Source organism: Aeromonas sp. MdU4, assembly GCF_041929505.1.
In the GTDB taxonomy this organism is placed as follows: domain Bacteria; phylum Pseudomonadota; class Gammaproteobacteria; order Enterobacterales; family Aeromonadaceae; genus Aeromonas.
Genome location: NZ_JBHFMW010000016.1, coordinates 114,198 through 140,157 on the forward strand (window position 1 = coordinate 114,198; position 25,960 = coordinate 140,157).

Sequence of the window (25,960 nt, forward strand, 5' to 3'; positions counted from 1 at the left end):
ACTGTCCTTATCGGTTGAGGTGAAAAAATCAAGGCCTCTTGCCGTTGGGCGAGGCCTTGCTCACCTCTTGTGAGTATCGGGTCAGGGTTTAGCCCCTGACCCATGCGACGGGATCAATGATCGCGGATCAACCGTGGGTGTGATCGCCACCGATAGCCTGATGCTGCTCCTTCATGGCGCGGATCCGGCTGGCCAGGGTGTAGAGACGGATAAAGCCTTCGGCATGGCTCTGGTCATACACTTCGTCGGCGCCGAAGGTGGCGAAGTCTTCGGAGTAGAGGCTGTTCGGCGATTTCTTCTGCACCGCGGTGACCTGACCCTTGTACATCTTCAGGATGACTTCACCGTCTAGATCTTCGGCGATGGCGTTGGCAGAGGCGATGATCGCCTTGCACAGCGGGGTGAACCAGCGACCGTCATAGACCAGATGGGAGAACTCGGCACCCAGCTTCTCCCGCCAGGCGCGGGTCGGGCGATCCAGTACCAGCTCTTCCACGGCGCGCAGCGCAGCGACCATCACGGTACCGCCCGGGGTTTCGTAGCAGCCACGGGACTTCATCCCCACCATCCGGTTTTCGGTGATGTCGATGCGGCCCACGCCGTGCTTGCCGGCACGCTCGTTCAGGGTCATCAGGATCTGGTGCGGGCTGAGCGGCTGGTCGTCAACGGCTACCACTTCACCCTGCGCCACGGTCAGCTTGACGTACTCCGGCTGATCCGGTGCCTGCTCGGCCGGTACAGTCCACTGCCAGACCGCTTCGGACGGCTCGTTCCAGGTGCTCTCCAGCTCGCCACCCTCGGTGGAGATGTGCCAGGCGTTGGCGTCGCGGCTGTAGATCTTCTTCAGGGTCGCCTTGCAGGGGATATTGCGGGTCTCCAGATAGGAGAGCAGATCTTCCCGGGAGCGCATGTCCCAGATCCGCCACGGGGCGATCACTTTCAGCTGGGGCGCCAGCGCGGCAACCGCACCTTCGAAACGCACCTGATCGTTACCCTTGCCGGTGCAACCGTGGGAGATGGCATCGGCCCCTTCCGCCAGTGCGGCCTCGACCATCGCCTTGGCGATCACCGGACGGGCCATGGAGGTGCCCAGCAGATAGGTGCCTTCATAGACGGCACCGGTCTTCAGGGTCGGGTAGACGTACTCTTTGACGAACTCTTCGCGCAGATCCTTGATGATGCACTTGGTGGCGCCGGAGGCGATGGCCTTTTGCTCGATCCCTTCCAGATCGTCACGCTCCTGACCGACGTCGGCCACGAAGGCGATGATTTCGGCGTCATAGTGCTCTTTCAGCCAGGGAATGATGGCCGAGGTATCCAGTCCACCCGAGTAAGCCAGTACGATCTTGTTGATTCCGCTCATTTTACTTCTCTCCATGATGATTCGATAAAGGGTCGTGATTCAGATTGAGTGCTGCGTTACTTGCCACCGAGAAGGGTCAGCAACACGGAGTTCTGGATATGCATCCGGTTTTCGGCCTCGTCCATGATGAGGGAGGCGGGGCCATCCATCACCTGCGAGGTGATCTCCAGCTCCCGGTGCGCCGGCTGGCAGTGCAGCACGTGCTGGATGCCGGTCCGGTCGAGCAGGGCCTGGTTGATCTGGTAAGGCATAAAGAGCTCGGTGACTTGCTCCATCGGGGTGTTGTCGCCCATGGAGACCCAGGTATCGGTGTAGGCCACGTCAAACCCTTCGATATCCGCCACGTCATCACTGATGTGGATGGTCGCCCCCGACTTGGCCGCCAGCGCCTGCGCCTGCAGGAAGATCTGGGTATCCGGGCCGTGGCCTTTCGGGCAGATCAGGGTGACGTCGGTGCCGAGGGTCGCCCCCAGCAGCAGCAGAGAGTGGCTGACGTTGTTGCCATCACCGAGGTAGGCGAGTTTTACCTTCGACAGGTCGTCGTAGTGCTCGGCAATGGTCATAAAGTCGGCCAGCCCCTGACAGGGGTGGTAGAGGTTGCACAGGCTGTTCACCACCGGCACTGTGCCGTGCTCTGCCAACTCGACCAGGGTCTGGTGATCGAACACCCGGGCGACGATGGCATCACACCAGCGCGACAGGTTGGCGGCGAAATCCTTCACCGACTCCCGCTTGCCCAGCGCGCCGTTTTGCTGATCCAGATAGACGCTGTGGCCGCCCAGTTTGGCGATGCCGATGTCGAAGGTGACCCGGGTACGCAGGGAGGGTTTCTCGAACAGGGTGACCACGCTCTTGCCGGCCAGCGCCTGGCTGTACTTCTTCGGGTCGGCCTTCACTGCTTTGCCCAGCGCAATCAGCGCCTCGATCTGGGCTTTGTTCAGATCACTGTCTTTCAGAAGATGTTGCATCGGATGTTCCTTGTTCCGGTGGAGATTAAATGGCCACTTGGGTGCCGACCGCGCCGCCAGCCAGCAGCTTGAGTAGTTGATCCGGGTAACGCCAGCTGGCGACACAGACCGGCTTGCCGAGTGTCTCGGCGGCGTGCAGGGCGGCTTCTACCTTGACCGCCATGCCGTCCGTGATTACCCCCTTCTCCATCAAATCCAGTGCGGTCAGCTTGTCGAGCTGGGGCACCAGCTTGCCCTTGCCATCGAGGATGCCGCTCACGTCGGAGAGCATCACCAGATCGGCACCGAGGGCCTCGGCAATGGCGGTGGCCGCCTGATCTGCGTTGACGTTCATCAGCTGCCCGTCGGCGGTGATGCCGATGGAGCTCACCACTGGCAGGAAGCCCTGACCGAGGATCCCCGCCACCAGCGCCGGGTTACCCGGCTTGCACTCGCCGACCGCGCCGAGATCCGGGTCGAGCTGGGTCACCTGACAGAGGCCGCCATCCGCCAGACAGAGCCCCACCGCCGGAATGCCGGTGGCGATCGCCTTGGCCATCATCTGCTTGTTGGCAGTGCCTGCCAGCGCGCCGGCAATAAAGGGGATCTGCTCGAACGGGGTCACCCGCAGGCCGTTCTTCTTGGTGGAAGTAAGACCCAGCCCCTTGAGCAGGTCATCTACCAGACAGCCACCGCCATGCACCAGCACCAGCGGACGGTGCTGATCGTCGAGAAAGGTTTTGAGGGTGGCGAACAGGGCGGTCAGCGCCTCGTCGTTCTCGATAAGGGCGCCGCCCAGCTTGATTACCAACGTCTGTTTGTCCATGTTCGAGATCCTTCCTAAGTCCTTAAATCAGGCCGGTGGCCGGTTCAAATCCGAATTTGATATTTATGCACTGAATAGCCTGTGAGGCTGCGCCCTTGAGCAGGTTGTCAATGGCGGAGACCACTACCAGCATGTTGCCCTGCTGTTGCCAGGCGATGTCGCAGTAAGGGGTGCCTGCGACGCCGCGAATGGAGGGCATCTGGCCGGTGAGGCGCACCAGCGGCTTGCCTTCGTAAGCTTTGAGGAAGGCCTGATCCACTTGAGTGGGGGGCACGCCGTCCGCCAGCTGGACATAGATGGTGGCCAGAATGCCGCGCACATAGTTGCCAAGGTGGGGCTGGAACAGCACCTCCTTGCCGAGGTGATGGCTGATCTCCGGCTGGTGTCTGTGATTGAAGGTGCCGTAAGGGTTGAGGCTCACTTCGCAGAAGCTGGTGTTGATGGCGGCCTTGCGACCGGCACCGGAGACCCCGGAGACGGCGTTGATGATCGGCTGCCAATCCTTGGCAATCAGGCCATCCTGCTGCAGCGGCTTGAGGGCGCAGAGGGAGGCGGTCGGGTAGCAACCCGGCACCGCAATCAGCTGGGCGCTGGCGATGGCATCGGCATTCCACTCGGCCAGACCATAGGCGGCCTGATCCAGCCACTGTTCGCTCTGGTGGGTGAAGCCGTAGAAGCTGTCGTAGAAGCCCTGATCCTTGACCCGGAAGGCGCCGGAGAGATCGAACACCGGCAGCCCCTTGGCGAGAAACTTGGGCGCCAGCTCGGCACTCACCTCGTGGGCGGTGGCCAGCAGCACCAGATCGGCTTGGGTCAGGATCCGGGTCATGCCATCCTCGTCCAGCGGCAGCAGCGGCTGATCGAGGGCGCCGACCCACTGGGGATGCAGGGAAGAGAAGCGCTTGTGGGCGTCCTGACTGCCGGCGGAGACGTAGAGGCCGAAGAGCTTGAGTTGTGGGTGGTTCTGTACCAGTGCGGCCAGTTCGGCTCCCGCGTAGCCACTGGCACCGACGATAACGGTGTTAAGCATGTTGAATATTCCAAGTCAGAGTTCGAGATTCACAGCATGGTGCTGCGGTGCACAAGGGAGTTCGATCACCCCTTTAGCACGAGTGCGGAGGGGCAATTCAGGCGGGGGTGTGTCGTCGGTTATAGATCAGGTGACAGAACATTAACTTTCCCTTACAACTAGAAGCCTTTGTTGATGAGCCAGATATTCAGGTAAAATTACGGAATATTCATGCACTCACTTTGCATTTGTATTTTCTAACAGAAACATTCCGGGGACGCAAGGAGGAGCTGATGGCCAATCTGGATTTTTTTTCACTTTATAAGAATATTATTGCGATTCCCTCTATCAGTAGCACGGATCCCAAGTGGGACCAGAGTAACGAGGCGGTGATCCGGCTGCTGGCCGACTGGTTCACCCAGCTCGGCTTTCAATGCGAGGTAACGGCACTCCCTGAGCTGCCGGGCAAGTTCAATCTGGTGGCGACGATCGGTCAGGGGGAGGGCGGTCTGCTGCTGGCGGGTCACACCGATACGGTGCCGTTCGATGAGGGGGGCTGGAGCAAGGATCCCTTCAAGGTGACCGAAGAGGGCAACCGCCTCTATGGCCTCGGCACCATCGACATGAAGGGCTTCTTCGCCTTTATCGTCGAGGCGCTCAAAGAGATCGACCTCACCAGGCTCAGCAAGCCGCTGCGCATTCTCGCGACTGCTGACGAAGAGACCACCATGGCGGGGGCCCGCGCCATCGCAGCGGCTGCCGAACTCAAACCCGACTACGCGGTGATTGGCGAACCGACCGGACTGGTGCCGGTGGTGGCCCACAAGGGGCATATGTCGGAGGCGATCCGCATTACCGGCAAGAGCGGTCACAGCTCGGATCCCGCCAACGGCGTCAACGCCATGGAGATCATGCACAAGGCGATGGGGCAGGTGCTGCGCTTGCAGCAGGATCTGAAAGAGCGCTATGCCGACCACCGCTTTGCCGTGCCGCAGCCGACCCTGAACCTGGGTTACATTCAGGGCGGTGACAGCCCGAACCGCATCTGCGGTTGCTGTGAGTTGCATATCGATCTGCGCCCCACCCCGCAGGTGGGGCCGGACGAGCTGATGGGGATGCTCAAAGAGGCGCTATCTCCCATCGAAATTCACCAACCCGGCTGCCTGCATCTGCAACATCTGCACGAGCCCATTCCCGCCTATGCCTGCGCCGACGACTCTGTGCTGGTGCGGGAGGCTGAGAAGGCGAGCGGCCACGCCGCCGAGTCGGTCAACTACTGCACCGAGGCGCCGTTTATCCAGCTGCTTGGCTGCGAGACCATAGTGATGGGCCCCGGCCATATCACTCAGGCGCACCAGCCGGATGAGTACCTTGACCTCTCGTTCGTCAAGCCGACCACCTCAGTGTTGCAGCACCTGATCAGACGTTTTTGCCTGTAGCGGCAGCGGTGAAAGGGGCGTAAAAACTGTAAGTAAGTTACATAACAAGCCGGTTGTGGAGTAGTGACGGAAATACATGTTCTGAATCGGCCTGTTATTTGACCTTGCGCAGACAATCTGGGTAGATTGTCACCCTAAGATGACTGAGCATATGTTGTAATCACACAACAATAAGTGAGGTCGTCTTGCACCCTGGATGGGTGTCAGGCACCAACAAGATAAGGATGTGGAATGAACGAAAAGTACGCCGCACTACGCGCCAACGTAGGTATGCTGGGTCAGCTGCTGGGCAAATCCATCAAGGATCATCAGGGTCAGGCCTTTCTCGACAAGATCGAAACCATTCGCCAATTGGCCAAGTCCTCCCGCAAGGGCAATGAATCAGACCGGGAACGTCTGCTTGATACCCTGCGCACCCTGAGCGATGACGAACTGCTGCCGGTGGCGCGCGCCTTCAGCCAGTTCCTCAATCTGGCCAACGTGGCGGAACAGTTCCACACCATCTCCCGTCGCTGCGAAGAGCAGGTCTGTACCCCGGATCCGCTGGAGCAGATGTTCGACAAACTCAAAGCCTCCAACCTGTCGCAAGAGGCCATCATTCAGGCCGTGCGCGAGCTGGATATCGATCTGGTGCTGACCGCTCACCCCACCGAGGTGACCCGTCGCACCCTGATCCACAAGCATGTGCAGCTCAACGACTGCCTCGAGGCGCTGGAGCTCTCTGATCTGCTGCCCCGCGAGCGGGACAAAATTCTCAACCGCATCGAGCAGCTCATCAATCAGGCGTGGCACACCAACGAGATCCGCGAACAGCGTCCGACTCCGGTGGACGAGGCCAAGTGGGGCTTCGCCGTGGTGGAGAACAGCCTGTGGCCAGCCATTCCCGAATTTATGCGTAATCTGGACGAGCGTCTGCAACACCATCTGGGTGTGCGGCTGCCGCTGGATGCCGCGCCGGTCAAGTTCACCTCCTGGATGGGTGGCGACCGAGACGGCAACCCTTTCGTCACCGCCAAGGTGACTGCCGAAGTGCTGGAGCTGGGCCGCTGGATGGCGGTGAGCCTGTTCTACAAAGACATCAAGGAGCTCACCTCCGAGCTCTCCATGTCCGACTGTACCGACGCCGTGCGCGCCCGGGTTGGCGATCACCCCGAGCCCTACCGTGCGCTGGTGCGCGAACTGCGTGAAGCGCTGCGCGAAACCAAGGAGCACCTCACCGCCAAGGTGCAAGGGCAGGTGAGCGAGAGTCGCGACCTGATCACCACCACCGCCCAGCTGCGCGAGCCGCTGGAGCTCTGCTACCACTCATTGCACGCCTGCGGCATGGGCAACATCGCCGATGGCATGCTGCTGGACGTGCTGCGCAAGGTCGCCTGTTTCGGCATCCATCTGGTCAAGCTGGATATTCGTCAGGATGGCGAGCGCCACGGGCTGGTCTTCTCCGAGCTGACCCGCTATCTGGGTCTGGGTGACTACGCCGAGTGGAGCGAAGATGACAAGCAGGCTTTCCTGCTCACTGAGTTAAGCTCCCGCCGCCCGCTCATTCCCCATGACTGGGAGCCGAGCGCCGAGGTGCGCGAGACGCTGGATACATGTCAGGTCATCGCCGAGCACGATCCCGATGCGTTCGGCATCTACATCATCTCCATGGCCGGTGCGCCGTCCGATGTGCTGTCGGTGCAACTGCTGCTGAAAGAGGCGGGCTGCAAGTTCCGCATGCCGGTCGCCCCGCTGTTTGAAACCCAGGATGACCTGATGGCAGGTACCGCCGTGATGGAGCGCCTGCTCTCGGTGGACTGGTATCGCGGCTACATCCAGGGTCGTCAGTACGTGATGATCGGTTACTCCGACTCCGCCAAGGATGCGGGCATGATGGCCGCTGGCTGGGCCCAGTACGCCGCCATGGAATCCTTGGTGGGGTTAGCCGAAGCCAACAATATCCGCCTCACCCTGTTCCATGGCCGTGGCGGTACCGTCGGTCGTGGTGGTGCGCCTGCCCATCAGGCGATCCTCTCCCAGCCGCCGGGATCCCTGCGCGGCGGTCTGCGTACTACCGAACAGGGGGAGATGATCCGCTTCAAGTTCGGCCTGCCGAAAGTGGCGATCAAGAGTCTGGAGCTCTACACCAGCGCCGTGCTGGAAGGGAACCTGCTGCCGCCGCCCAAGCCGAAAGCGTGCTGGCGCGAGGTGATGGAACAGCTGGCCGCCGACTCCTGCGATCACTACCGCAGCATAGTGCGCGGTCATCCGGATTTCGTCCCTTACTTCCGTGCCGCCACCCCGGAGATGGAGCTTGGCAAGCTGCCGCTCGGCTCCCGTCCCTCCAAGCGCAAGCCTAACGGCGGCGTCGAGAGCCTGCGCGCCATTCCGTGGATCTTCGCCTGGACCCAGAACCGCCTGATGCTGCCGGCCTGGCTCGGTGCCCACAAGGCGCTGCAACAGGCTATCGACGGCGGCAAGCTGGCGGTGCTGGAAGAGATGAGCGCCCAGTGGCCCTTCTTCCGCACTCGCCTCGAGATGCTGGAGATGGTGTTCCTCAAAGCGGACGTCTGGCTCGCCGAGTACTACGACACCCGTCTGGTGCCGCAGGAGCTATGGGGCCTTGGCAAACAGCTGCGTCAGGAGCTCGCCGAATCCATCGAGGTGGTGTTGAAACTGAGCCCGCGCGGGGATCTGCTGGAGGATCAGCCGTGGATCAAGGAGTCCATCAAGCTGCGCAACCCCTACACCGACCCGCTCAACGTGCTGCAGGCCGAGCTGCTCAACCGCTCCCGCAACCACCCGGAGACTCTGCACCCCGAGCTGGACAAGGCGCTGATGGTCACCATCGCCGGTATTGCCGCAGGGATGCGCAATACGGGTTGATCGTCAGCCTTCCGTTCAGCGATATTCATCAAGTCAAAGGGCGCCGACCAGGCGCCCTTTGTTATTTGCTCTGCACCAATGCTTGGGGGTTATACCTCGTGGTGCAATCGATGCTCGGTTCGGCATCAGCCAGTCCGTAGCGCTTGGCAAACTGCCTGGCCCCGACCTTGTTCACCTCGATCACCCTGGAATCCAGGCGGAGCTTGAACCACTGTCGGGCAAGGGCATCATCCAGTATCCACTGTCCCAGGGTGCCTGCGAGATGGTTGCGACGTTCGCTCCAGTCGAGACAACTCCTGCACAACGGGCGCTTGCGCTGGCGTAGCGAGCAGAGATCGACTCCCAGGCCAGTGAAGAACGCCTCGCCAGCTTGGGTCAGCCTGGCGTCATTCCCTTGTATCTCCAGTAGCCTCTGCTGCTGCAACGCATCAAATAGCCGGACACCCAGCTCGCCAGCAAGGTGGTCGTAACAGATTCGGGCTTGACGCAGGTAGGGATCGTTGGGGCCTGTCCGCACTGTGGCGAGGTTCCTGGTTGCGGACAGCGTCAGCATTCGCTCGATGACTTCGGCTACTGCAGGGTCGCTCAGTTGAAAGTACCTGTGACGGCCTTGTTTACGCATGCTCAGCAAGCCGCCTTCAACCAGCTTGCTGAGGTGGCTGCTTGCAGTCTGGGCTGTGATCTCCCCTTCCAGTGCCAGTTCGGTGGCCGTCAGCGCCTTGCCGCTCATCAGTGCCGTCAGCATACGCGAGCGGGCTTTGTCGCCAATCAGGCTCGCCACGTAGGCGATATCAGGTTCCATAACGAGCTCCTTTGATAGTTCGGTCACCGTCGAAGCATGGCTCTGATGCTCCGGTTAAGTTGGCAACTTGTTCACCTCTGTTGAGATACCAAGATGACAATTACCTGTTTCATTGAATACCAGCTCGATCCCCTCAAAGCGGATCTCTTTGAACAATACGCCAACCAGTGGGCGGAGATTATCCCCCAATGTGGTGGCGACCTCATTGGCTATTTTGCTCCCCACGAAGGAACCAACTATCGGGCATTTGGCCTGATTGCCTTCAAATCGTTGGCTGACTATGAAAGCTATCGCGAACGGTTACGGGAGTCTGAGGAGGGGGGCGCCAATTTCGCGTTTGCCCAGAAGGGGCGATTTATTCTGCAGGAGTCCAGGTCCTTTTTACGACTGATCCCTGCCACCGATCGTCACCATGGGAGAGCCTTCTGATGTATGCCGTTATCTTCGAAGTTACCCCCTTTGTGCGGGGTGTTGAGGCTTATCTTGCTACCGCCGCGGCCTTGAAAAAGGATTTGGAAAAAATCGATGGCTTTATCGGTGTCGAGCGTTTCCAGAGCTTAAATGCTCCGCAAACCTATCTCTCCTTGTCCTATTGGGAGAGTGAGGCGGCTATTCAAGCATGGCGTGAGCACCATGGACATCAGTTGGCTCAGGCCAGGGGGCGAAATGAGCTATTCCATGATTACTGCATTCGAGTCTGCCAGGTGATACGTGAGTATGCTGTTGTGGCAAATAGCTGCGATCCGTTGCCAGTCCCTGCGACGGGGAGGCTCCGGTAATGACGTTACCGCTCTCTCTGACCTTCCAGGCCGTTATCACCACGCGGTTGCTGGTGCTTGGGTTTGTCGGTCTGGTTGGCTATCTATCATGATGCTGTCGTTATCGGCATATTGGGTTATGTAGTGGCATTTCAGAGGCTGATGGCTTGTTGTGCGGTGGTTTGTCTGCGGCTATACAGATTGCTGCCCCCCAGCCCTTTGATAACGAAGTATGCAGGAGGTTCCTACTGGCATACTTCGTTATACGGTTACTGATAGCCCTTCCGGCTTGCATCACTTCCGCTTGAGGTGCAGACTATTTACACTTGTTTCATGTGATTCTATCCAAGGCGACCATCATGACTCCGGCCATCAATCTGCTGAAAAAGCTCAAGATCCCCCACAAGCTCTACCCCTACGAGTGCGAAGCCCACGACGATTTCGGCAAGCATGCCGCGACCCAGCTCGGGCTGCCGGAGGCGCAGGTGTTCAAGACCCTGGTCGCCCACCACGACAAGCAGGCGGTGGTGGCTATCGTCCCTTCATCCGGCATGTGCAGCCTGAAACAGCTGGCCAAGGCGACCGGTCTCAAGAAGGTGGAGATGATGAAACCGGCGGAAGCGGAGAAGCTGACCGGTTACAAGGTGGGCGGTATTAGCCCGCTGGCCCAGAAGAAGCTGCTGCCCACCGTGCTCGACGAGTCGGCGCTGCAGTTTGACGAGATCCTGGTGAGCGGCGGCAAGCGTGGTCTCTCGGTGGGGGTGGCGCCGCAGGACATGTTGACGCTGATGAAGTGGATCGCCGCCCCTATCGGCGAAGAGTAGTGGCGGGCAGGCGCAAAGCCTGCTCCCGTTTTCCGGGCCGCATTCGGCCCGGATTTCCCCGCCGGTGATCGGGCGCGCAAGCCGCAACTGGCCCGCCCTCAACGGGGGGAGAGCCAGTCTATACTGGGTGAACCCCGTTGTATGAGTTCAGCCATGATCTATCGACTCCTGTTGCTCTGCCTCTTTATATCCTTCCCTTCTGCCTTGTGGGCTGCCACCCGCTTTACCCTGCTCAGTCCTGAAAACAGTCAGGATGTGCGGATGCGTTATTACCGGGAGGTGATGGAACTGGCGCTGGAGAAGACCCGTCCCGAATATGGCGACTATGAGTTGCTGGACTCCTTGCCGATGAACAAGGCGCGGATGCGGCTTGAGGTGCAGGAGCAGGGCAAGAGCGCGCTGTTTATTGTCGATAGCTGGCCCTATCAGGGGGAGGGGGCCGCGGATCAGGTGGCGTCGATCCCGTTCCCCATTGATCTGGGGATCCTGGGTTATCGGGTCTGCTTCGTCGGTTCTGGCCGGGCTGCCGAGCTGGCCGGGGTGAACACCCTCGATCAGTTGCGTCGTTTCACTCAGGCGACCGGCAGTGGTTGGCAGGATGCCATTATCCTGCGCCATGGCGGGTTGACCGTTCATGAAGTGGATAACTACGAGTCGCTGTTTCGCATGGTGGCGCGGGGACGCATCGACCTCTTCTGCCGCGGGGCCAACGAGATCCTGCCGGAGTGGCAATTCCATCAGGGCAAGATGGCCGGTTTGACGGTCGATCGCCATCTGGCCCTCTTCTATCCGCTGATCCATGTGCTCTACAGTCATGCCAGCTACGTCAAGGAGCGCGAGCGCATTGCACGCGGTTTGCAGTTGGCCTGGCTGGACGGCTCTCTCAAACGGCTCTGGCGTCATCACTTCCAGTCTTCGCTGGTATTTGCCAATCTGGGCACTCGCCAGATTTTCCGGCTCGGCAATCCGTTGCTGCCCCAGGATGGCTTTGACTATCGTCCCTATCTTTACAACCCGCAGGCGGATGATTTCGGCTCACTGCCCTGAGCCGGGTTATCAGATGTACAGGCTCTGATAGAGTAAGGGAGAGATCATTGCCGCCAAGGATATGGCCCATGCGCGCATCTGCCCGCTTCCTGCTCTTCATCTCGTTGCTGCTGCCCGCCACCGGCGGTGCGGCCCCCGCCTTTACGCTGCGTACCTGCCTCGAAAACAGTGACTCCTACCCCTGGCTGCTGCAATCCGGTGAGGGGATTGTGCAGTATCACCTCAAGGCGGTTGCCACCGCCCTCAATGCCGAGATCGTACTGACGCCGCTGCCGTGGAAGCGCTGTGTCTCTCTGGTGAGCAGTGGCCAGATGGATGCGGCCATCAAGATGAGTTACAGCGTCGAGCGGGCGACCAAGGTGGGGGTTTACCCCATGCGTGAGGGCAAACCCGACCCCGCCAAGCGGCTTTTGACCGAGAGCTACAGCCTCTATCAGCTCAAGGGCGGGACGAGTCGATGGGATGGCACCACCCTCAGGGTCAAGGGCATGGTGGCGGCCCAGTCGGGATTTTCCATCGTCGACTGGCTGCAGGCCGCGGGGGCAGCGGTGGATGACTCCAGCCGCGACCCGTTGATCATGTTGAAAAAGCTGGTGATGGATCGGGCGCAGGCGACAGCCATCCAGACCGAGGTGGCTGACAGCATTCTGGCCGCTCAACCCGAGCTGCAGGCCCGTATCGAGCGGTTGTCGCCGGTGCTGGTGGAGAAGCCTTACTATCTGGTCTTCTCGCACCGCTTCTATCAGGCCCATCCCCAACAAAGCCGACAGGTGTGGGATGCCATCGAGCAGGTGCGCGATTCTGCGGCCTATCAGCGTTACGCCGCGTCGCTCAGAAACAAGCTTCCGGTGGGGGAGTAGGCAGATGGGGGCGGCTAGCCAAAATGGGGAAGATACCGTGGGGTTGTGGCGGGGTCAGGGTCGGGCACCTACGCTCAGGGGCTACACTGAAAGTACCCCTTCAGCCAAGGCTTGGTTTATGTCACCCATGCGCCTGGTGGCTGCCCTCCTGCTCTGCATGGTGTCACTGACCGGACAGGCGGCCACTCGTTTTACCTATATCAGCCCGGAGAGCGAGCGGGACCCGCGTACCACGTATGATCGGGAGTTGCTGCGCCTCGCCCTTGAGAAGACCCGCGACCAGTTTGGCGACTATGAGCTGGTTCCCGCACCGCCCATGACCAAGGCGCGCGAGCGGCTCAGCATGTTGCTCGACAGTTTCCCCAACCTGTTTGTGATGGACAGTTACAGCCGCACCCGCGAGAGACTGGGGCTGGCCTATGTCCGTTTTCCCATCCATCTTGGCATCGTCAGCTACCGCATCTGTTTCGTCAGCCCACAGCAGCAAGCGGCAGTGGCCAAGGTGACCGATATCAAGGGGCTGCGCCAGTTCGTCTTCGGTCAGGGCAAGGGGTGGCTGGATGCGGATATCCTGCGTCACGCAGGGCTGCAGGTGGTCGAGGTGGAGGGCTACGAGAAGCTGTTCAAGATGGTGGCCCGTGGCCGTTTCGATCTCTTCTGTCGCGGGGTGAGCGAACTGCGCAGCGAGCAGCTCACTCATCAGGATCTGGCAGGGCTCACGGTCGATAATGCCCTGATGCTCTACTACCCGCTACCCCGGGTCTTCTATACCAATCCCCGCAATAGCGAGGCGCTCAAGCGGGTCGAGCAAGGATTACTGCTTGCCTGGCAGGATGGCTCGCTGCAGGCGTTGTGGCGCAAGAGCTTCGGCCCTGCCATTGCGTTTGCCAACCCGCAGCAGCGGCGGTTGATCCAGCTGGAGAACCCCTTCCTCAAGGGGATCAGCTTCGATTACCACCCCTACTTCTACAATCCGCTCACCGACCGCTTCGGCGATCACTGAGGCTCCTGCCGTTTGCGGCAAAGAGCCAGCCAGGCCTCGGCGGTGCGGGAGAGATAGCGCTCGCCCGGCCAGACCACTCCGAGTCGCCAGCTCAGCTCCGGTTCCAGTGGCCGCACCACCAGGCCGTCCGGGGTGAGTCGGTTGCAGACCGGTTCCGGCAAGAACGCGACCCCCATGCCGCTGCGCACCATGGCGGTGAGAAAATCCCACTGGCTGCTGCGCGCCGCCACTTGCGGCACGAAACCCGCCTCCTGGCATGCCTGTTCCAGTCGCTCGCTCAGAGTGAAAGCCTGGGTATAGAGCAGGAAAGGCTCATCTTGCAGGGCCTCCAGCCGCAGCGGCGCCTCACCGCGCCAGCGGGGCTGATCCGGCAGTACCACCCGGATCGGATACTGATCCAGCTCCAGCGCACTGAGCGAGCCCTCTTCCTTGGGGGGGAGCATGGTGATGGCAAGATCCAGCTCCCCCTCCAGTACCGCCTGCTCGATCCGGCGACCGCCATACTCCACCAGCGTCAGCTCCACCTTGGGATAGTGGGCCCGGTAGGCACGGATCAGATCGGCATAGACGTGGCCCACCATGGGGGGAATGCCGAGGGTGAGGCGACCGTGTTGCAGGCTCTGCAGGTCGGCCAGCTCCGCCTCCAGCTGCTGCATCTCGGCCAGAATGGTCTGGGCCCGCTGGAACAGCACCTGGCCGCTGTCGGTCAGGGTGAAGCGGCGCCCCTCCCGATTGAGCAGAGGCTGGCCCAGCTCCTCCTCGATATTGCGGATCATCTTGCTGATGGTGGGCTGGGTGACGAACAGCTTTTCAGAGGCGCGGGTGAAGCTTTTTTCCCGCACCAGTTCGACAAAATAGCGCAGGGCGCGAATATCCATGGGCACTCTCGGCTTGTATTGGCGGGTGGCAGGCGATAACCATGCCTCCTAGGCATGAATTTGATAATTTTAATTCATTTTTGGCAGGTTTTGGTCATATCTATAATGTGAGCCTGTTCACAGAAAGACGATGATCATGAAAGCCCTCTGCCTGCGTTGGTTTCAAACCCCTTTTCAGATTGTGTTGCTGGCGGCCATCTGGTTGCTGGCTGATACCGCGGTTCGCACCCTCCACCTGCCGTTGCCCGCCAACCTGACCGGTATGCTGTTGCTGCTGGTTTGCATCCTGCTCGGGGTGGTCAAGGTCGAGTGGTTCCGTGCCGGGGCCCGCTGGCTGCTAGCGGAGATGCTGCTCTTCTTCGTCCCCGCCGTGGTAGCGGTGGTCAACTACCAGGAGCTGCTGTTGCAGGAGGGGTGGCGCATCATGGTGGTGCTGCTGGTGAGCACCACGCTAGTGCTCGGTACCACTGCGCTGGTGGTGGACCGGGTTTACCGCTTTGAACTGAAACTGGCCCGCCGGAGTCGCCGTCATGTCTGATACCCTGCTTGGGCTGCTCTGCTTCGCCCTCACCCTGGTCTTCTATTACGCCAGCAAATGGCTCTACGGCAAAAAGCGGATCCTGCCGCTGATGCCGCTGCTGCTGGCACCGACCCTGCTGGTGGCGGTGGTGGTGCTGTTCCACATCCCCTATCAGGACTACATGGCCGAATCCCACTGGTTGCTCTGGTTGCTGGGCCCGGCCACTGTCGCCTTTGCGGTGCCGGTGCACGAGAATCGCCAGCTTATTCGCCGCCACTGGTTGTCGCTGTCGGTCGGGGTGGTGGCTTCCGTCATCATGGCGGTGGGCAGTACCGTATTGCTGGCCCGTTGGCTGGATCTCTCCGATATGCTGCAACGCAGTCTGGCGATGCGCTCCATCACCACCCCCTTTGCGGTGGAGGCGACCCGTGCCATCGGCGGTCAGACCGACCTCACCGCGCTGTTTGTGGTGTTGACCGGCGTCATCGGTATGGCGGTAGGGGAGAGCGTACTCACCGTGCTGGCCATTCGCAGTCGCCTTGGCAAGGGGGCGGGGTTTGGTGCCTCGGCCCACGGTGCTGGCACCGCCAAGGCCTATCAGATGGGCAATGAGGAGGGTGTAGTCTCCAGCATGGTGATGATGATCGCCGGTATGGTGACCGTGCTGCTCGCTCCCTTGCTGGGTCAAATGTTCTGGTAGGCTGAGCTTCCCTTTACAAGGCTGCTCGTCCCGGCGCTACACTCTAGTGAGCGTGTATTTCCGGGATGAGCAGTATGACCTTTCATCGCCTCGCTTCCTGTTTGCTGCTATGCAGTCTTTTCCTCCTTGCCGCCCCCCTGCGGGCGAGCGACGTTTTTACCCATATCAGCCCTGAAAGCGACCGGGATCAGCGCACCATCTATTTTCGCGATTTGCTGCAGCTGGCGCTGGAGAAGACCCGCGACAGCTTCGGCGATTACGAGCTGCGGGCGGCGGCGCCGATGAACCGGATCCGGCTGCGCCAGGTGCTGCAGACCAACCTCTATCCCAATCTGTTTGCCGTCGATACGCCGCAGCCCGATAGCGGCGAGGCCCTCGACTATGTTCGCTTCCCGGTGGAGCTCGGCATCCTCGGCTATCGCATCTGCTTTGTCAGTCCGCAGCAGGCGAAGGCGATTGCCGGGGTGACCCGCTTCGAGCAGCTCAAGTCGTTTCAGAACGTGCAGGGGCGCGGCTGGCAGGATGCCGCCATTCTGCGGGCGGCCGGTCTGCAGGTGCAGGAGGTGGACAGCTACGAGCGCCTGTTCAAGCTGGTGGCCCGCGGGCGGGCTGATCTGTTCTGCCGCGGCGCCAACGAGCTCTTCACCGAGCTGGATCTGCACCGGGATCTGCCCGGTCTTACCGTGGAGCAGCACATCGCCCTGCACTACCCCTTCCTCCATCTCTTCTACACCTACAAGGGGAATCAGGAGGGGATCCGGCGTATTCAGGCCGGGCTCAAGCTGGCGTGGCAGGATGGCTCGCTGCAGCAGCTCTGGCTGCGCTACTTCAAGCCCTCCCTCGATCAGGCCAGGCTCCACGAGCGATTGCTGTTTGAGCTGCCCAATCCGCTGCTCAATGGGATCGATTTTGACTATCGACCCTATCTCTACAACCCCCTCACCAGCCGCTTCGGTGCGCCATGAGATTCCCGCCGTTTGCGACAGAGTGCGAGCCAGGCCTCGGCAGTGCTGGACTGCGGGCGCTCGTGTGGCCAGATGACCCCCAGCTGCCAGCTCAGCTCCGGCTCTAATGGCCGCAGTATTAGCCCCTGCTGATTGATGAGGCTGCAGGCTGGCTCAGGCAAAAACGCGACGCCCATGCCGCAGCGCACCATGGCCGTGAGAAACCCCCACTGGCTGCTGCGCGATGCCACCTTTGGCACGAAACCGGCCTCTTTGCACGCCTGTTCCAACCGTTCATTCAGGGTGACGGCCTGGGTATAGAGCAGAAATGGCTCCTCCTGCAGCGCCTCCATCCGCAGTGGCGTGTTGTCACGCCAGCGGGGCTCATCCGGCAGCACCACCTGGATCGGGAATTGATCCAGCTTGAGGGTATTGAACCCGTTCTCCAGAGTGGGGAGCATGGTGATGGCCAGCTCGACTTCCCCCTCCAATACCGCACGCTCGATGCGGCGTCCGCCGTACTCCACCAGATCCAGCTCAACGTTGGGATAGCGAGTGCGGTAAGTGCTGATCAGATCGGCGTAGAGGTAACCGACCATCGGGGGGATGCCAAGTGAGAGGCGACCATGTTGCAAGTTATCCAGGTTGGCTAATTCAGCCAATTCAGCTTCCAACTGCTGCATCTCGGCCAGAATGGTTTGGCCACGCTGAAACAACACTTGCCCGCTGTCGGTCAGGGTGAAATTGCGTCCTTCCCGAATGAGCAGGGACCGGTCAAGCTCCGCCTCGATGTGGCGGATCATTTTGCTGATGGTCGGCTGGGTAACGAACAGTTTTTCGGAGGCTTTTGTGAAGCTACCTTCTCGTACCAGTGCGAGAAAGTAGCGCAGGGCTCGAATATCCATGGACTATCTCGGCTCGTTTTGACGAGTGATGGAGCTGAAGCATTCCGTTTTGGCATAAAAAAAGCCCAAATTCATTTTCTGAGTGTTTGGTTACACCATTCCGTGATCGTGGTCACGGAATTCTGAGGCTCACACTTCATCTTTCGGCGTAACGGATGGCGATGCTCAGCCAACGGGTCTGCCAGTGGCCAGCGGGTTAATCTCATCCCCTGACCCCTTCACCTGCACATGTGGGCCTTGGTGGTTTTCAGCTCTGGTTGTGCTCACTTGTCGCACCAGACCGCGGGGCTGGGTCAGCCCTCTCCTTGCTGTGCCTCTGTCGTGAAAAATCGGGTGTCAGTCAGGCGATAAATCCGCATTAACATTCCAAAATGGCATGTTTTTTATTATTTAAATTCATTTCTTGAAGGTTGTTGCGCTGCATATACTGAGGGCCGCTTCACGGTTTCAGGTTCGAGCTTGCCCGGTTTTGCCTTGTTGCATGCTTGTCTGAACCGTCCTGCCGTGGCGTCTTGGTGCACTGGGTGGGGATACTCCCTGCGTGTATCACAGTTGACGGAGCTTAAGTTATGTTCAATGCCGACACTGCAGCCCTGATCGTCGAAGGAGGCGCGATGCGTGGCATCTTTGCCAGCGGGGTGCTCGATGCCTTTGTCGAAAGCCACTACTACCCGTTCGATTTCGTCATGGGCGTCTCGGCCGGGGCGACCAATCTGGTCTCTTACCTGAGCGAGCAGCCGCGCCGCAGCCACCACATCATCACCGAGCTGGCCTGTAGTACCGATTTTCTCGACCCCCTGCGTTTTGCCAAAGGGGGGGATCTGGTCGATGTCAACTGGCTCTGGCATACCAGCCTCTACCGCTTTCCGCTTGACCTCGATACCTTCTCCGCTAGCCGCATCCCCTTTTATGCGGTGACCACCGAGGTGGCGACTGGCGCGCCTGTCTACCTGCCGGTGCGCCCCGACAACATGGACGAGGTGCTGACCGCCACCTGCGCTCTGCCGGTGGTGCAGCACGAGACCCCCTGTGTCGAGGGGCGCCCCATGGCGGATGGCGGCATCAGCGACTCTATCCCGGTGATCGAGGCCTACCGTCTCGGCGCGCGGCGGATTACTGTGGTGCTCTCCGAGCCACGCGGTTATCGCAAGAAGCCGGCCCGTTTCTGCTGGATGATGAAGGCGCTTCTGAAAACCCAGCCAGCGCTGGCGCAGGCAATGTTGACCAGAGATCGCTCCTACAACCGGGCTCTCGACTTTATCGCCAACCCGCCAGCCGATTGCGAGATCGAGGTGATTGCGCCGCCAGTCGATTTTCCGGTCTCCCGATTCACCCGTGATCAGCTGAAACTGGAATCGGGTTATCTGCAGGGGTACTGGCAGGGACATCAGAGTGTATTGCGCGCTACCCGCGAGACGAAGGCTGTTGCCTAATCTGGATATATCTGATGGTTATTGCTGAAAATATAAGTTGAATTGGCCACTGCCAATTATGTAACACCTGATATATCGTCGTGATTAATATTTACCTCTGCAATTCACGTTTGGTGATTAAATATAAATGAAATGAGTTGTCACATTGTCTGCTTGTGGATGATGCCTGCTGCTATTTGACTTGATTTCATCACGCTTGTTGGCTGCTGTCAGTTATTGCCAGTCACATCAGGATTAAATAAGGGAACGAATATGGCAATCCAAGAATTAAAAATCGATACATTAAAAAGCCATCATTACAATATTATTGAAGAGTTGCTCAGTTATGCGGATATCAAAATTAATGGGCGGCATCCATACGATATCAAAGTCTATCATCCAGAGTTCTTCCAACGAGTGCTCAATGAGGGATCATTGGGACTTGGCGAGAGTTATATGGATGGCTGGTGGGAGTGCCCGCGCCTCGATATGCTGTTCGAGCGCATATTGGCCTCAGGCCTGGAAGAGCGCATGCCCCGTCACTTCTCCGATATCATTTACGTCTTGTCAAACCGCCTGTTCAACAAGCAGAGCCGCAAGCGTGCCTGGCAGGTGGGCAAGGAGCATTACGATCTGGGCAATGACCTGTTCGAGTTGATGCTGGATCCCTACATGCAGTACTCCTGCGGTTATTGGGCCAAGGCCAGCACGCTGGAGCAGGCGCAAAGCGACAAGTTGCACCTGATATGCGAAAAGATGCAACTGCGAAAAAACATGCGGTTACTGGATATTGGCTGTGGCTGGGGAGGTCTGGCTCGTTTCGCTGCCGAACATTACGGGGTCTCTGTAGTGGGGGTGACTATATCGGCCGAGCAACAGCTGCTGGCTCAGCAAAATTGTGATGGTTTGCCGGTAGATATTCGCCTGCAAGATTATCGTGATCTCAATGAGCAATTTGATCGGATTGTCTCTGTTGGCATGTTCGAGCATGTGGGTCCCAAAAATTATGCTGCCTATTTTGAGGTGGTGGCAAGAAATCTGGTGGATGATGGACTGTTTTTATTGCACAGCATTGGCGCCAATAAAAGTGATCTCAATGTTGACCCGTGGATTGATAAATATATATTTCCCAATGGTTGTCTCCCCTCGGTATTACAAATTGCCAATAGCAGCGAACAGCATTTCGTGATGGAAGATTGGCATAATTTCGGGGCGGATTATGATCGTGCCTTGATGGCGTGGTTGGCCAGATTCAATGCCAGCTGGCCCAAGCTGAAACAGAATTATGATGGGCGATTTTACCGGATGTTTACCTATTATCTGGCAGCCTGTGCCGGGGCATTTCGGGCCAGAAATATCCAGCTGTGGCAGGTGTTATTCAGTCCGAAAGGGGTTAATGGCGGGATCAGGGTTCCGCGCTAACAGGATCTGTGTTGGCGAACAAAGAGGGGAACCTTGCGGTTCCCCTCTTTGTTTATTTGCGGATAGCCGCGGTTTTTACAGCATCTGCTTGAGGCGATAGAGCAGATCGAGCGCTTGCCGTGGGGTCAGCTCGTCCGGGCGCACCGCTTCCAGCTCATCGACTACCGGATGGCTCTGGGGTGCCATGGCCACCGGGGCCGGATGGCTTTCACCGGCGGCGACCGGAGTGGCGCTTTCCAGCTCGTGCAGTTTGTGACGGGCCTGCTGGATCACCGATTTGGGCACTCCCGCCAGCGCCGCCACCTGCAGGCCGTAGGAGCGGCTGGCCGCCCCTTCCTGTACCGCGTGCATAAAGGCGATAGTGTCGCCGTGCTCCACTGCATCGAGGTGGACGTTGGCCAGCCCTTCCATCAGCTCCGGCAGACGGGTCAGCTCGAAGTAGTGGGTGGCGAACAGGGTGTAAGCGCCAATCTTGTTCGCCAGCTGTTCGGCACAGGCCCACGCCAGCGAGAGGCCGTCGTAGGTGCTGGTGCCGCGGCCAATCTCGTCCATCAGCACCAGACTGCGGGCGGTGGCGTTGTTGAGGATGTTGGCGGTCTCGGTCATCTCCACCATAAAGGTGGATCTTCCCGATGCCAGGTCATCCGACGCCCCGATGCGGGTGAAGATACGGTCGATGGGGCCGATACGGGCGCTGTCGGCGGGCACGAAGGCACCGATATGGGCCAGCAGCACGATCAGCGCGGTCTGGCGCATGTAGGTGGATTTACCGCCCATGTTGGGGCCTGTGATGATCAGCATCCGCCGTTCCCGCTCCAGCCGGATAGGGTTGGCGATAAAGGGATCTGTCATCACCTGCTCCACCACCGGATGGCGGCCCGCTTCGATGATGATCTGATCCTCATCGATGAGGGTGGGGCAGCGATAGTCGAGGGTCTCGGCCCGCTCCGCCAGGTTGGCCAGCACGTCCAGCTCTGCCAGCGCGGCGGCGGACTCCTGCAGATCGCCGAGGTGGGGCAGCAGAGCATCGAGCAGCTCTTCGTAGAGTCGCTTCTCCAGCGCCAGCGCCTGGGCCTGAGCGGTGAGCACCTTGTCCTCGTATTTCTTCAGCTCATCGATGATGTAGCGTTCGTTATTCTTGAGGGTCTGGCGGCGGATGTAGTGGGCCGGCACCAGATGGCTGTTGGCCCGGCTCACCTCGATATAGAAGCCGTGCACCTTGTTGTAACCGACCTTGAGGGTGTTGATGCCGGTCAGTAGCTTCTCCCGCTCCTCGATGCGGGCGAGGCTGGCGGTGGCGCCGTTGGCCAGATCCCGCAGTTCGTCCAGCTCCTGATTGAAGCCGTCACGGATGACACCGCCATCGCGGATCAGCACCGGCGGTACTTCCATCACCGCGCGCTCCAGCAGGTCGAGCAGCTCGGGGAAGGTGCTGGCGCGCTCGGCCAGTTGCTGCACTGCTTCGTGCTCGTTGTCCGCCAGCAGGCGCTGCAATTCGGGCAACTGGGCGAAGGCCTGCCGCAGGCGGGTGAGGTCGCGCGGGCGGGCCGAACGCAGGGCGAGACGGGCCAGCACCCGCTCCACATCACCCACCTGACGCAGCAGGTTACCCAGCTCGTCGTAGAGGTTCTGCTCGATGAGCTCCTTGATGGTGCTCTGGCGACCTTTGAGGATCACCCGATCGCGGATCGGCTGGTGGATCCAGCGCTTGAGCAGGCGGCTGCCCATGGGGGTGGCGGTGCGATCCAGCACCTCGGCCAGGGTATTTTCGTAGCCACCGGCCAGATTCTGGGTCAGCTCCAGATTGCGGCGGGTGGCGGCATCCATGATGACGGCGTGATCGGGCTGCTCGAGGCGCACGCTGCGGATGTGGGGCAGGGCGGTACGCTGGGTGTCCTTGACGTACTGCATCAGGCAACCGGCGGCGCACAGGGCGGTCTCGCTCTTGTCGACGCCAAAGCCCACCAGATCCTGGGTGCCGAACTGTTGGCACAAGAGCTTGCGGGCGGTGCCGAGCTCAAACTCCCACTCGGGGCGACGGCGCAGGCCACGGCGACCTTCGATGTGGTGCAAGAACTCGAACGATTCGGGATAGAGCAGCTCCGCCGGATTGGTGCGTTGCAGCTCCGCGAGTAAAGTCTCTTCCTTGTCGAACTGGTTGATGAAGAAGCGGCCGGAGCCGATGTCCATGGTGCCGTAACCGAAGCGGCGGCCATCGTGGTAGACGGCGGCGATCAGGTTGTCCTGCCGCTCGCTGAGCAGCGCCTCGTCGGAAACGGTGCCCGGGGTGATGATGCGAATGACCTTGCGCTCCACCGGTCCCTTGCTGGTGGCGGGATCTCCCACCTGCTCGCAGATGGCGGCGGATTCGCCGAGCTGCACCAGCTTGGCCAGATAGCCTTCGATGGCGTGATAGGGCACCCCTGCCATCGGGATGGGGCTACCCGCCGACTGGCCGCGCTTGGTCAGGGAGATATCGAGCAGTTGGGAGGCCTTGCGGGCATCGTCATAGAACAGCTCGTAGAAGTCGCCCATCCGGTAGAACAGCAGGATCTCCGGGTTCTCGGCCTTGAGGCCAAGGTACTGCTGCATCATGGGCGTGTGGGCGCTGAGATTGGCGCTTGGCGCAGCGCCAGTAGCGTGGTGTTGTGCGGTCATGTTCTATTCCAGAAGGGGCCTCTGCGGGCCTGTGTCTGCGGTGATGAGCCTTGAGCTTGATGGCGCCATTCTACACATAAGCGCCGCGCCGGGGGAGGTTGGCATCTATGCCGCTGTGGTTGCGGGCGGCGAAGGCGGGATCGCATAATGTGTCTCTTGAGTGGATCAGAAGGAGCCGTGATGAAACTGGACGCAGAGATAGAGCACCTGGCCATCGAGTTGGGACGGGCCCTCGGCCAGCGGGGCTGGTTGGCGGCGACCGCCGAATCCTGTACTGGCGGCGGGGTGGCCAGCGCCATCACCGACATTGCGGGCAGCTCCGGCTGGTTTGATCGCGGGTTTGTTACCTACACCAACGAAGCGAAGCAGCAGATGCTGGGGGTGAGCAGCGAGAGCCTTGAACAGCATGGCGCGGTGAGCGAAGCCGTGGTGCTGGAGATGGCCCGCGGCGCGCTGGCCCACTCGTCGGCAGCCATCAGCGTGGCCATCAGTGGCATCGCTGGCCCCGGTGGCGCCACCGAAGACAAGCCGGTCGGCACCGTCTGGTTCGCCTGGGCCGACCGCAACGGTCGCCACCACTCCCTGCTCGCCCGCTTCGACGGGGATCGCCGACAGGTACGCCAGCAGGCGGTGAGACAGGCCTTGTCGGGTCTGTTGGCCCTGCTCAGATAAATTGGGCTTGATACTGTATGAATAGACAGTATACTTAGCCCAACTTCACTTCTTACTCACGATTTCCAGCGGAGATTGGCATGGATCAGAACAAACAGAAGGCACTGGCGGCTGCGCTGGGTCAGATTGAAAAGCAGTTCGGCAAAGGTTCCATCATGCGTCTGGGCGACAGCAAGACCATGGATATCGAAGCCATCTCTACCGGTTCCCTCTCGCTGGACGTGGCGCTGGGCATTGGCGGTCTGCCGTGCGGTCGTATTGTCGAGATCTACGGCCCGGAATCTTCCGGTAAAACCACCCTCACCCTGCAGGTGATCGCGGAAGCCCAGAAGAAAGGCAAAACCTGTGCCTTCGTCGATGCGGAGCATGCGCTGGATCCCATCTATGCTGCCAAGCTGGGCGTCAACGTCGACGACCTGCTGATCTCCCAGCCGGATACCGGTGAACAGGCGCTGGAAATCTGCGACATGCTGGTGCGCTCCAACGCCGTTGACGTCATCATCGTCGACTCCGTGGCGGCCCTGACGCCGAAAGCGGAAATCGAAGGCGAAATGGGTGACTCCCACGTCGGCCTGCAGGCCCGTCTGATGTCCCAGGCGCTGCGCAAACTGACCGCCAACATCAAGAACGCCAACTGCCTGTGCATCTTCATCAACCAGATCCGGATGAAGATCGGCGTCATGTTCGGTAGCCCGGAAACCACCACCGGTGGTAACGCGCTCAAGTTCTACGCCTCCGTGCGTCTGGATATCCGTCGTATCGGCGCCATCAAGGAAGGTGACGAAGTGGTCGGTAACGAGACCCGCGTCAAAGTGGTCAAGAACAAGGTGGCTCCGCCCTTCAAGCAGGCTGAATTCCAGATCTTCTACGGTGCCGGTATCTCCAAAGAGGGCGAGCTGGTGGATCTGGGCGTCAAGCATAAGCTGATCGACAAGGCCGGTGCCTGGTACAGCTACAACGGCGAGAAGATTGGTCAGGGCAAGGCCAACGTCATGAAGCTGTTCGCCGAGAACAAGGTGATGGCTGGCGAAATTGAAGCGCGCCTGCGCGAACTGCTGCTCTCCGGTGCCGTACCAGCCGACAAGCCGGTGGCTGCTACCGAAGAGTTTGAAGACGAAAGCGAACAAGAGTTCGAATAAGGTAAAGGAGGCCGGGTCGATACCCGGCCTTGTCATTTATGGTCGATGAATCTCTCCTAGAACCCGTTGAACTCTCTTTTGCAGAGCTGTTTGCCGCCGCCCGCGCTTTTGCCATGCGCAGTCTGGCCCGCCGCGAGAGCGCCGAGTCGGAACTGGCCAACCGGCTGCGCCAGCAGGGCTTCAATGAAGATGTGATCGAGGCAGTGGTCGACTACTGCCGCGGTTACAACTGGGTTAACGACGAACGTTACGGTGGCATGGCGGTTCGGGCCGGTGCTGCCAAGGGGCATGGCCCCATCAAGATCCGCTTTGATCTGCGCCGCAAGGGGCTCGACGATATGCAGATTGATGCCGCCTTCGATCAGCCGGAGCTGGACTGGTTCGAACTGGCGCTTGCCCTGCTCGAACGACGCGCCCGGGTGGCCGATCTGGCGGATTTCAAGCTGCGGATGAAGTGGCTCAAATACCTGCTGGGGCGCGGCTTTACCCAGGATCAGGCGCGTTATGCGATATCAGCTCTGCAGGAGTCCGCCGCAGAGTAGCCGGGGCTGGAGCCTTGTCGCGTAATGGGCGGTCGTGAGACGCCGCCAACTCCTCCGAGGCCTCTCATATGAGGCAGCAGCGATCTCGGGACGCTGTTGTCCCGGCTAGTACCGATGGCGATCCAAAGGTCATGCCGTTGGTAGCTGTTACAGCGTGCCAGCTGCGCTCCTTCCTCTTCCTGCTACCGCTCGGTGATACCCCTAATTTCGCCTTGGCAGGATTTTCCCTGCTCATTCAGGGGCTTGGGAGCCGGGTATGGCGAAAGGCAGGTTCTGGCTTGCCACATGCCTATTTTCCGCTGCTTTTGGCCCGATCATCGGCTCAAAAAGCGTCAGTTTGCCTCCCTTTTCTCTTCGTATCCGTTTATGCGCGCTTTTTCGCCCGTGACGGGCCTGTACGTTTTACTTTACCCCGCAGAAAACTT

At 60.0% G+C, this 25,960-nt stretch carries 24 protein-coding genes; 16 read left to right on the forward strand and 8 right to left on the reverse strand.

Features of this window, described 5'->3' with window-relative positions; genetic code table 11:
* Positions 1–127: 127 nt before the first annotated feature.
* From ACE1BR_RS09035 to argC, 4 genes are read right to left on the reverse strand one after another with little or no spacing between them, the layout of a single operon-like run.
* Complete coding sequence (locus ACE1BR_RS09035) at positions 128–1,363, reverse strand: argininosuccinate synthase (RefSeq protein ID WP_374869489.1); 1,236 nt, start codon at positions 1,361–1,363, stop codon at positions 128–130.
* Between the two features lie 56 nt (positions 1,364–1,419).
* Positions 1,420–2,331: an ornithine carbamoyltransferase gene (locus ACE1BR_RS09040; RefSeq protein WP_374869491.1), complete on the reverse strand. Its 912-nt coding sequence runs from the start codon at positions 2,329–2,331 to the stop codon at positions 1,420–1,422.
* A 25-nt stretch (positions 2,332–2,356) separates the two neighbouring features.
* The gene (argB, locus tag ACE1BR_RS09045) at positions 2,357–3,136 is read right to left on the reverse strand and encodes an acetylglutamate kinase (protein WP_201905178.1); all 780 of its coding nucleotides are present in this window, start codon (positions 3,134–3,136) and stop codon (positions 2,357–2,359) included.
* 22 nt (positions 3,137–3,158) lie between these two features.
* On the reverse strand, positions 3,159–4,166 hold the full coding sequence (argC, locus tag ACE1BR_RS09050; protein WP_374869493.1) for an N-acetyl-gamma-glutamyl-phosphate reductase: 1,008 nt from the start codon (positions 4,164–4,166) through the stop codon (positions 3,159–3,161).
* Positions 4,167–4,438: 272 nt separating this feature from the next.
* Between argC and argE the strand changes: the two genes are divergently transcribed.
* Together argE and ppc are read left to right on the forward strand one after the other, a co-directional pair.
* Positions 4,439–5,584, forward strand: coding sequence for an acetylornithine deacetylase (argE, locus tag ACE1BR_RS09055; RefSeq protein ID WP_374869495.1), 1,146 nt, complete (start codon positions 4,439–4,441; stop codon positions 5,582–5,584).
* Positions 5,585–5,815: 231 nt separating this feature from the next.
* On the forward strand, positions 5,816–8,449 hold the full coding sequence (gene ppc / locus ACE1BR_RS09060) for a phosphoenolpyruvate carboxylase (RefSeq protein ID WP_374869497.1): 2,634 nt from the start codon (positions 5,816–5,818) through the stop codon (positions 8,447–8,449).
* 61 nt (positions 8,450–8,510) lie between these two features.
* Here ppc and ACE1BR_RS09065 read toward each other — a convergent pair whose 3' ends face one another.
* Positions 8,511–9,251: an ArsR/SmtB family transcription factor gene (locus tag ACE1BR_RS09065; protein ID WP_374869499.1), complete on the reverse strand. Its 741-nt coding sequence runs from the start codon at positions 9,249–9,251 to the stop codon at positions 8,511–8,513.
* A 93-nt stretch (positions 9,252–9,344) separates the two neighbouring features.
* On the opposite strand from ACE1BR_RS09065, the gene ACE1BR_RS09070 reads away from it, so the two are divergent.
* The 6 genes from ACE1BR_RS09070 to ACE1BR_RS09095 all read left to right on the forward strand — a co-directional run bounded on the left by ACE1BR_RS09070 (position 9,345) and on the right by ACE1BR_RS09095 (position 13,743).
* The gene (locus tag ACE1BR_RS09070) at positions 9,345–9,680 is read left to right on the forward strand and encodes an NIPSNAP family protein (protein ID WP_374869501.1); all 336 of its coding nucleotides are present in this window, start codon (positions 9,345–9,347) and stop codon (positions 9,678–9,680) included.
* Complete coding sequence (locus tag ACE1BR_RS09075) at positions 9,680–10,030, forward strand: antibiotic biosynthesis monooxygenase family protein (protein WP_374869503.1); 351 nt, start codon at positions 9,680–9,682, stop codon at positions 10,028–10,030. Before ACE1BR_RS09070 ends, ACE1BR_RS09075 begins: the two co-directional genes overlap by 1 nt.
* Before the next feature lie 338 nt (positions 10,031–10,368).
* The gene (gene ybaK, locus ACE1BR_RS09080) at positions 10,369–10,833 is read left to right on the forward strand and encodes a Cys-tRNA(Pro) deacylase (RefSeq protein ID WP_005336092.1); all 465 of its coding nucleotides are present in this window, start codon (positions 10,369–10,371) and stop codon (positions 10,831–10,833) included.
* A 153-nt stretch (positions 10,834–10,986) separates the two neighbouring features.
* Positions 10,987–11,880: a hypothetical protein gene (locus ACE1BR_RS09085; RefSeq protein ID WP_374869505.1), complete on the forward strand. Its 894-nt coding sequence runs from the start codon at positions 10,987–10,989 to the stop codon at positions 11,878–11,880.
* Between the two features lie 68 nt (positions 11,881–11,948).
* Positions 11,949–12,740: a substrate-binding periplasmic protein gene (locus ACE1BR_RS09090; RefSeq protein WP_374869507.1), complete on the forward strand. Its 792-nt coding sequence runs from the start codon at positions 11,949–11,951 to the stop codon at positions 12,738–12,740.
* Between the two features lie 118 nt (positions 12,741–12,858).
* Entirely contained in the window at positions 12,859–13,743 is an 885-nt protein-coding gene (locus ACE1BR_RS09095) for a hypothetical protein (RefSeq protein ID WP_374869509.1), read from the forward strand.
* Here ACE1BR_RS09095 and ACE1BR_RS09100 read toward each other — a convergent pair.
* Positions 13,737–14,621: a LysR substrate-binding domain-containing protein gene (locus ACE1BR_RS09100; protein WP_374869511.1), complete on the reverse strand. Its 885-nt coding sequence runs from the start codon at positions 14,619–14,621 to the stop codon at positions 13,737–13,739. The two genes, ACE1BR_RS09095 and ACE1BR_RS09100, sit on opposite strands and share 7 nt — an antisense overlap.
* A gap of 136 nt (positions 14,622–14,757) precedes the next feature.
* Between ACE1BR_RS09100 and ACE1BR_RS09105 the strand changes: the two genes are divergently transcribed.
* From ACE1BR_RS09105 to ACE1BR_RS09115, 3 genes are all read left to right on the forward strand, one after another.
* Positions 14,758–15,159, forward strand: coding sequence for a CidA/LrgA family protein (locus ACE1BR_RS09105; protein ID WP_374869513.1), 402 nt, complete (start codon positions 14,758–14,760; stop codon positions 15,157–15,159).
* Positions 15,152–15,841 carry an LrgB family protein gene (locus tag ACE1BR_RS09110; RefSeq protein WP_374869515.1) on the forward strand — a complete coding sequence of 230 codons (690 nt, stop codon included), beginning with the start codon at positions 15,152–15,154 and terminating at the stop codon, positions 15,839–15,841. The genes ACE1BR_RS09105 and ACE1BR_RS09110 overlap by 8 nt, the downstream gene beginning before the upstream one ends.
* A gap of 74 nt (positions 15,842–15,915) precedes the next feature.
* The gene (locus ACE1BR_RS09115; protein WP_374869517.1) at positions 15,916–16,806 is read left to right on the forward strand and encodes a hypothetical protein; all 891 of its coding nucleotides are present in this window, start codon (positions 15,916–15,918) and stop codon (positions 16,804–16,806) included.
* On the opposite strand, the gene ACE1BR_RS09120 is transcribed toward ACE1BR_RS09115, so the two are convergent.
* On the reverse strand, positions 16,770–17,690 hold the full coding sequence (locus ACE1BR_RS09120) for a LysR substrate-binding domain-containing protein (protein ID WP_374869519.1): 921 nt from the start codon (positions 17,688–17,690) through the stop codon (positions 16,770–16,772). The two genes, ACE1BR_RS09115 and ACE1BR_RS09120, sit on opposite strands and share 37 nt — an antisense overlap.
* A 569-nt stretch (positions 17,691–18,259) precedes the next feature.
* Here ACE1BR_RS09120 and ACE1BR_RS09125 point away from each other — a divergent pair.
* Both ACE1BR_RS09125 and cfa read left to right on the forward strand, forming a co-directional pair.
* The gene (locus tag ACE1BR_RS09125; protein ID WP_374869521.1) at positions 18,260–19,123 is read left to right on the forward strand and encodes a patatin family protein; all 864 of its coding nucleotides are present in this window, start codon (positions 18,260–18,262) and stop codon (positions 19,121–19,123) included.
* Between the two features lie 252 nt (positions 19,124–19,375).
* Complete coding sequence (gene cfa, locus ACE1BR_RS09130; RefSeq protein WP_374869523.1) at positions 19,376–20,524, forward strand: cyclopropane fatty acyl phospholipid synthase; 1,149 nt, start codon at positions 19,376–19,378, stop codon at positions 20,522–20,524.
* Positions 20,525–20,599: 75 nt separating this feature from the next.
* On the opposite strand, the gene mutS is transcribed toward cfa, so the two are convergent.
* A complete protein-coding gene (gene mutS / locus ACE1BR_RS09135; RefSeq protein WP_374869525.1) occupies positions 20,600–23,182 on the reverse strand; it encodes a DNA mismatch repair protein MutS in 2,583 nt (860 codons plus the stop codon).
* Positions 23,183–23,362: 180 nt separating this feature from the next.
* Here mutS and pncC point away from each other — a divergent pair, with 180 nt between their 5' ends.
* From pncC to ACE1BR_RS09150, 3 genes are all read left to right on the forward strand, one after another.
* Positions 23,363–23,854, forward strand: coding sequence for a nicotinamide-nucleotide amidase (gene pncC, locus ACE1BR_RS09140; protein WP_042657693.1), 492 nt, complete (start codon positions 23,363–23,365; stop codon positions 23,852–23,854).
* A gap of 80 nt (positions 23,855–23,934) precedes the next feature.
* Entirely contained in the window at positions 23,935–24,993 is a 1,059-nt protein-coding gene (gene recA / locus ACE1BR_RS09145; RefSeq protein WP_374869530.1) for a recombinase RecA, read from the forward strand.
* Between the two features lie 38 nt (positions 24,994–25,031).
* The gene (locus tag ACE1BR_RS09150) at positions 25,032–25,535 is read left to right on the forward strand and encodes a regulatory protein RecX (protein WP_374869532.1); all 504 of its coding nucleotides are present in this window, start codon (positions 25,032–25,034) and stop codon (positions 25,533–25,535) included.
* Positions 25,536–25,960: the final 425 nt, after the last annotated feature.

What these genes read in the sequence shown, in the direction of transcription:
- ACE1BR_RS09035 (WP_374869489.1), bottom strand. Translation starts at nt 1,363, where the DNA reads ATGAGCGGAATCAACAAGATCGTACTGGCTTACTCGGGTGGACTGGAT.
- ACE1BR_RS09040 (WP_374869491.1), bottom strand. Translation starts at nt 2,331, where the DNA reads ATGCAACATCTTCTGAAAGACAGTGATCTGAACAAAGCCCAGATCGAG.
- argB (WP_201905178.1), bottom strand. Translation starts at nt 3,136, where the DNA reads ATGGACAAACAGACGTTGGTAATCAAGCTGGGCGGCGCCCTTATCGAG.
- argC (WP_374869493.1), bottom strand. Translation starts at nt 4,166, where the DNA reads ATGCTTAACACCGTTATCGTCGGTGCCAGTGGCTACGCGGGAGCCGAA.
- argE (WP_374869495.1), top strand. Translation starts at nt 4,439, where the DNA reads ATGGCCAATCTGGATTTTTTTTCACTTTATAAGAATATTATTGCGATT.
- ppc (WP_374869497.1), top strand. Translation starts at nt 5,816, where the DNA reads ATGAACGAAAAGTACGCCGCACTACGCGCCAACGTAGGTATGCTGGGT.
- ACE1BR_RS09065 (WP_374869499.1), bottom strand. Translation starts at nt 9,251, where the DNA reads ATGGAACCTGATATCGCCTACGTGGCGAGCCTGATTGGCGACAAAGCC.
- ACE1BR_RS09070 (WP_374869501.1), top strand. Translation starts at nt 9,345, where the DNA reads ATGACAATTACCTGTTTCATTGAATACCAGCTCGATCCCCTCAAAGCG.
- ACE1BR_RS09075 (WP_374869503.1), top strand. Translation starts at nt 9,680, where the DNA reads ATGTATGCCGTTATCTTCGAAGTTACCCCCTTTGTGCGGGGTGTTGAG.
- ybaK (WP_005336092.1), top strand. Translation starts at nt 10,369, where the DNA reads ATGACTCCGGCCATCAATCTGCTGAAAAAGCTCAAGATCCCCCACAAG.
- ACE1BR_RS09085 (WP_374869505.1), top strand. Translation starts at nt 10,987, where the DNA reads ATGATCTATCGACTCCTGTTGCTCTGCCTCTTTATATCCTTCCCTTCT.
- ACE1BR_RS09090 (WP_374869507.1), top strand. Translation starts at nt 11,949, where the DNA reads ATGCGCGCATCTGCCCGCTTCCTGCTCTTCATCTCGTTGCTGCTGCCC.
- ACE1BR_RS09095 (WP_374869509.1), top strand. Translation starts at nt 12,859, where the DNA reads ATGTCACCCATGCGCCTGGTGGCTGCCCTCCTGCTCTGCATGGTGTCA.
- ACE1BR_RS09100 (WP_374869511.1), bottom strand. Translation starts at nt 14,621, where the DNA reads ATGGATATTCGCGCCCTGCGCTATTTTGTCGAACTGGTGCGGGAAAAA.
- ACE1BR_RS09105 (WP_374869513.1), top strand. Translation starts at nt 14,758, where the DNA reads ATGAAAGCCCTCTGCCTGCGTTGGTTTCAAACCCCTTTTCAGATTGTG.
- ACE1BR_RS09110 (WP_374869515.1), top strand. Translation starts at nt 15,152, where the DNA reads ATGTCTGATACCCTGCTTGGGCTGCTCTGCTTCGCCCTCACCCTGGTC.
- ACE1BR_RS09115 (WP_374869517.1), top strand. Translation starts at nt 15,916, where the DNA reads ATGACCTTTCATCGCCTCGCTTCCTGTTTGCTGCTATGCAGTCTTTTC.
- ACE1BR_RS09120 (WP_374869519.1), bottom strand. Translation starts at nt 17,690, where the DNA reads ATGGATATTCGAGCCCTGCGCTACTTTCTCGCACTGGTACGAGAAGGT.
- ACE1BR_RS09125 (WP_374869521.1), top strand. Translation starts at nt 18,260, where the DNA reads ATGTTCAATGCCGACACTGCAGCCCTGATCGTCGAAGGAGGCGCGATG.
- cfa (WP_374869523.1), top strand. Translation starts at nt 19,376, where the DNA reads ATGGCAATCCAAGAATTAAAAATCGATACATTAAAAAGCCATCATTAC.
- mutS (WP_374869525.1), bottom strand. Translation starts at nt 23,182, where the DNA reads ATGACCGCACAACACCACGCTACTGGCGCTGCGCCAAGCGCCAATCTC.
- pncC (WP_042657693.1), top strand. Translation starts at nt 23,363, where the DNA reads ATGAAACTGGACGCAGAGATAGAGCACCTGGCCATCGAGTTGGGACGG.
- recA (WP_374869530.1), top strand. Translation starts at nt 23,935, where the DNA reads ATGGATCAGAACAAACAGAAGGCACTGGCGGCTGCGCTGGGTCAGATT.
- ACE1BR_RS09150 (WP_374869532.1), top strand. Translation starts at nt 25,032, where the DNA reads ATGGTCGATGAATCTCTCCTAGAACCCGTTGAACTCTCTTTTGCAGAG.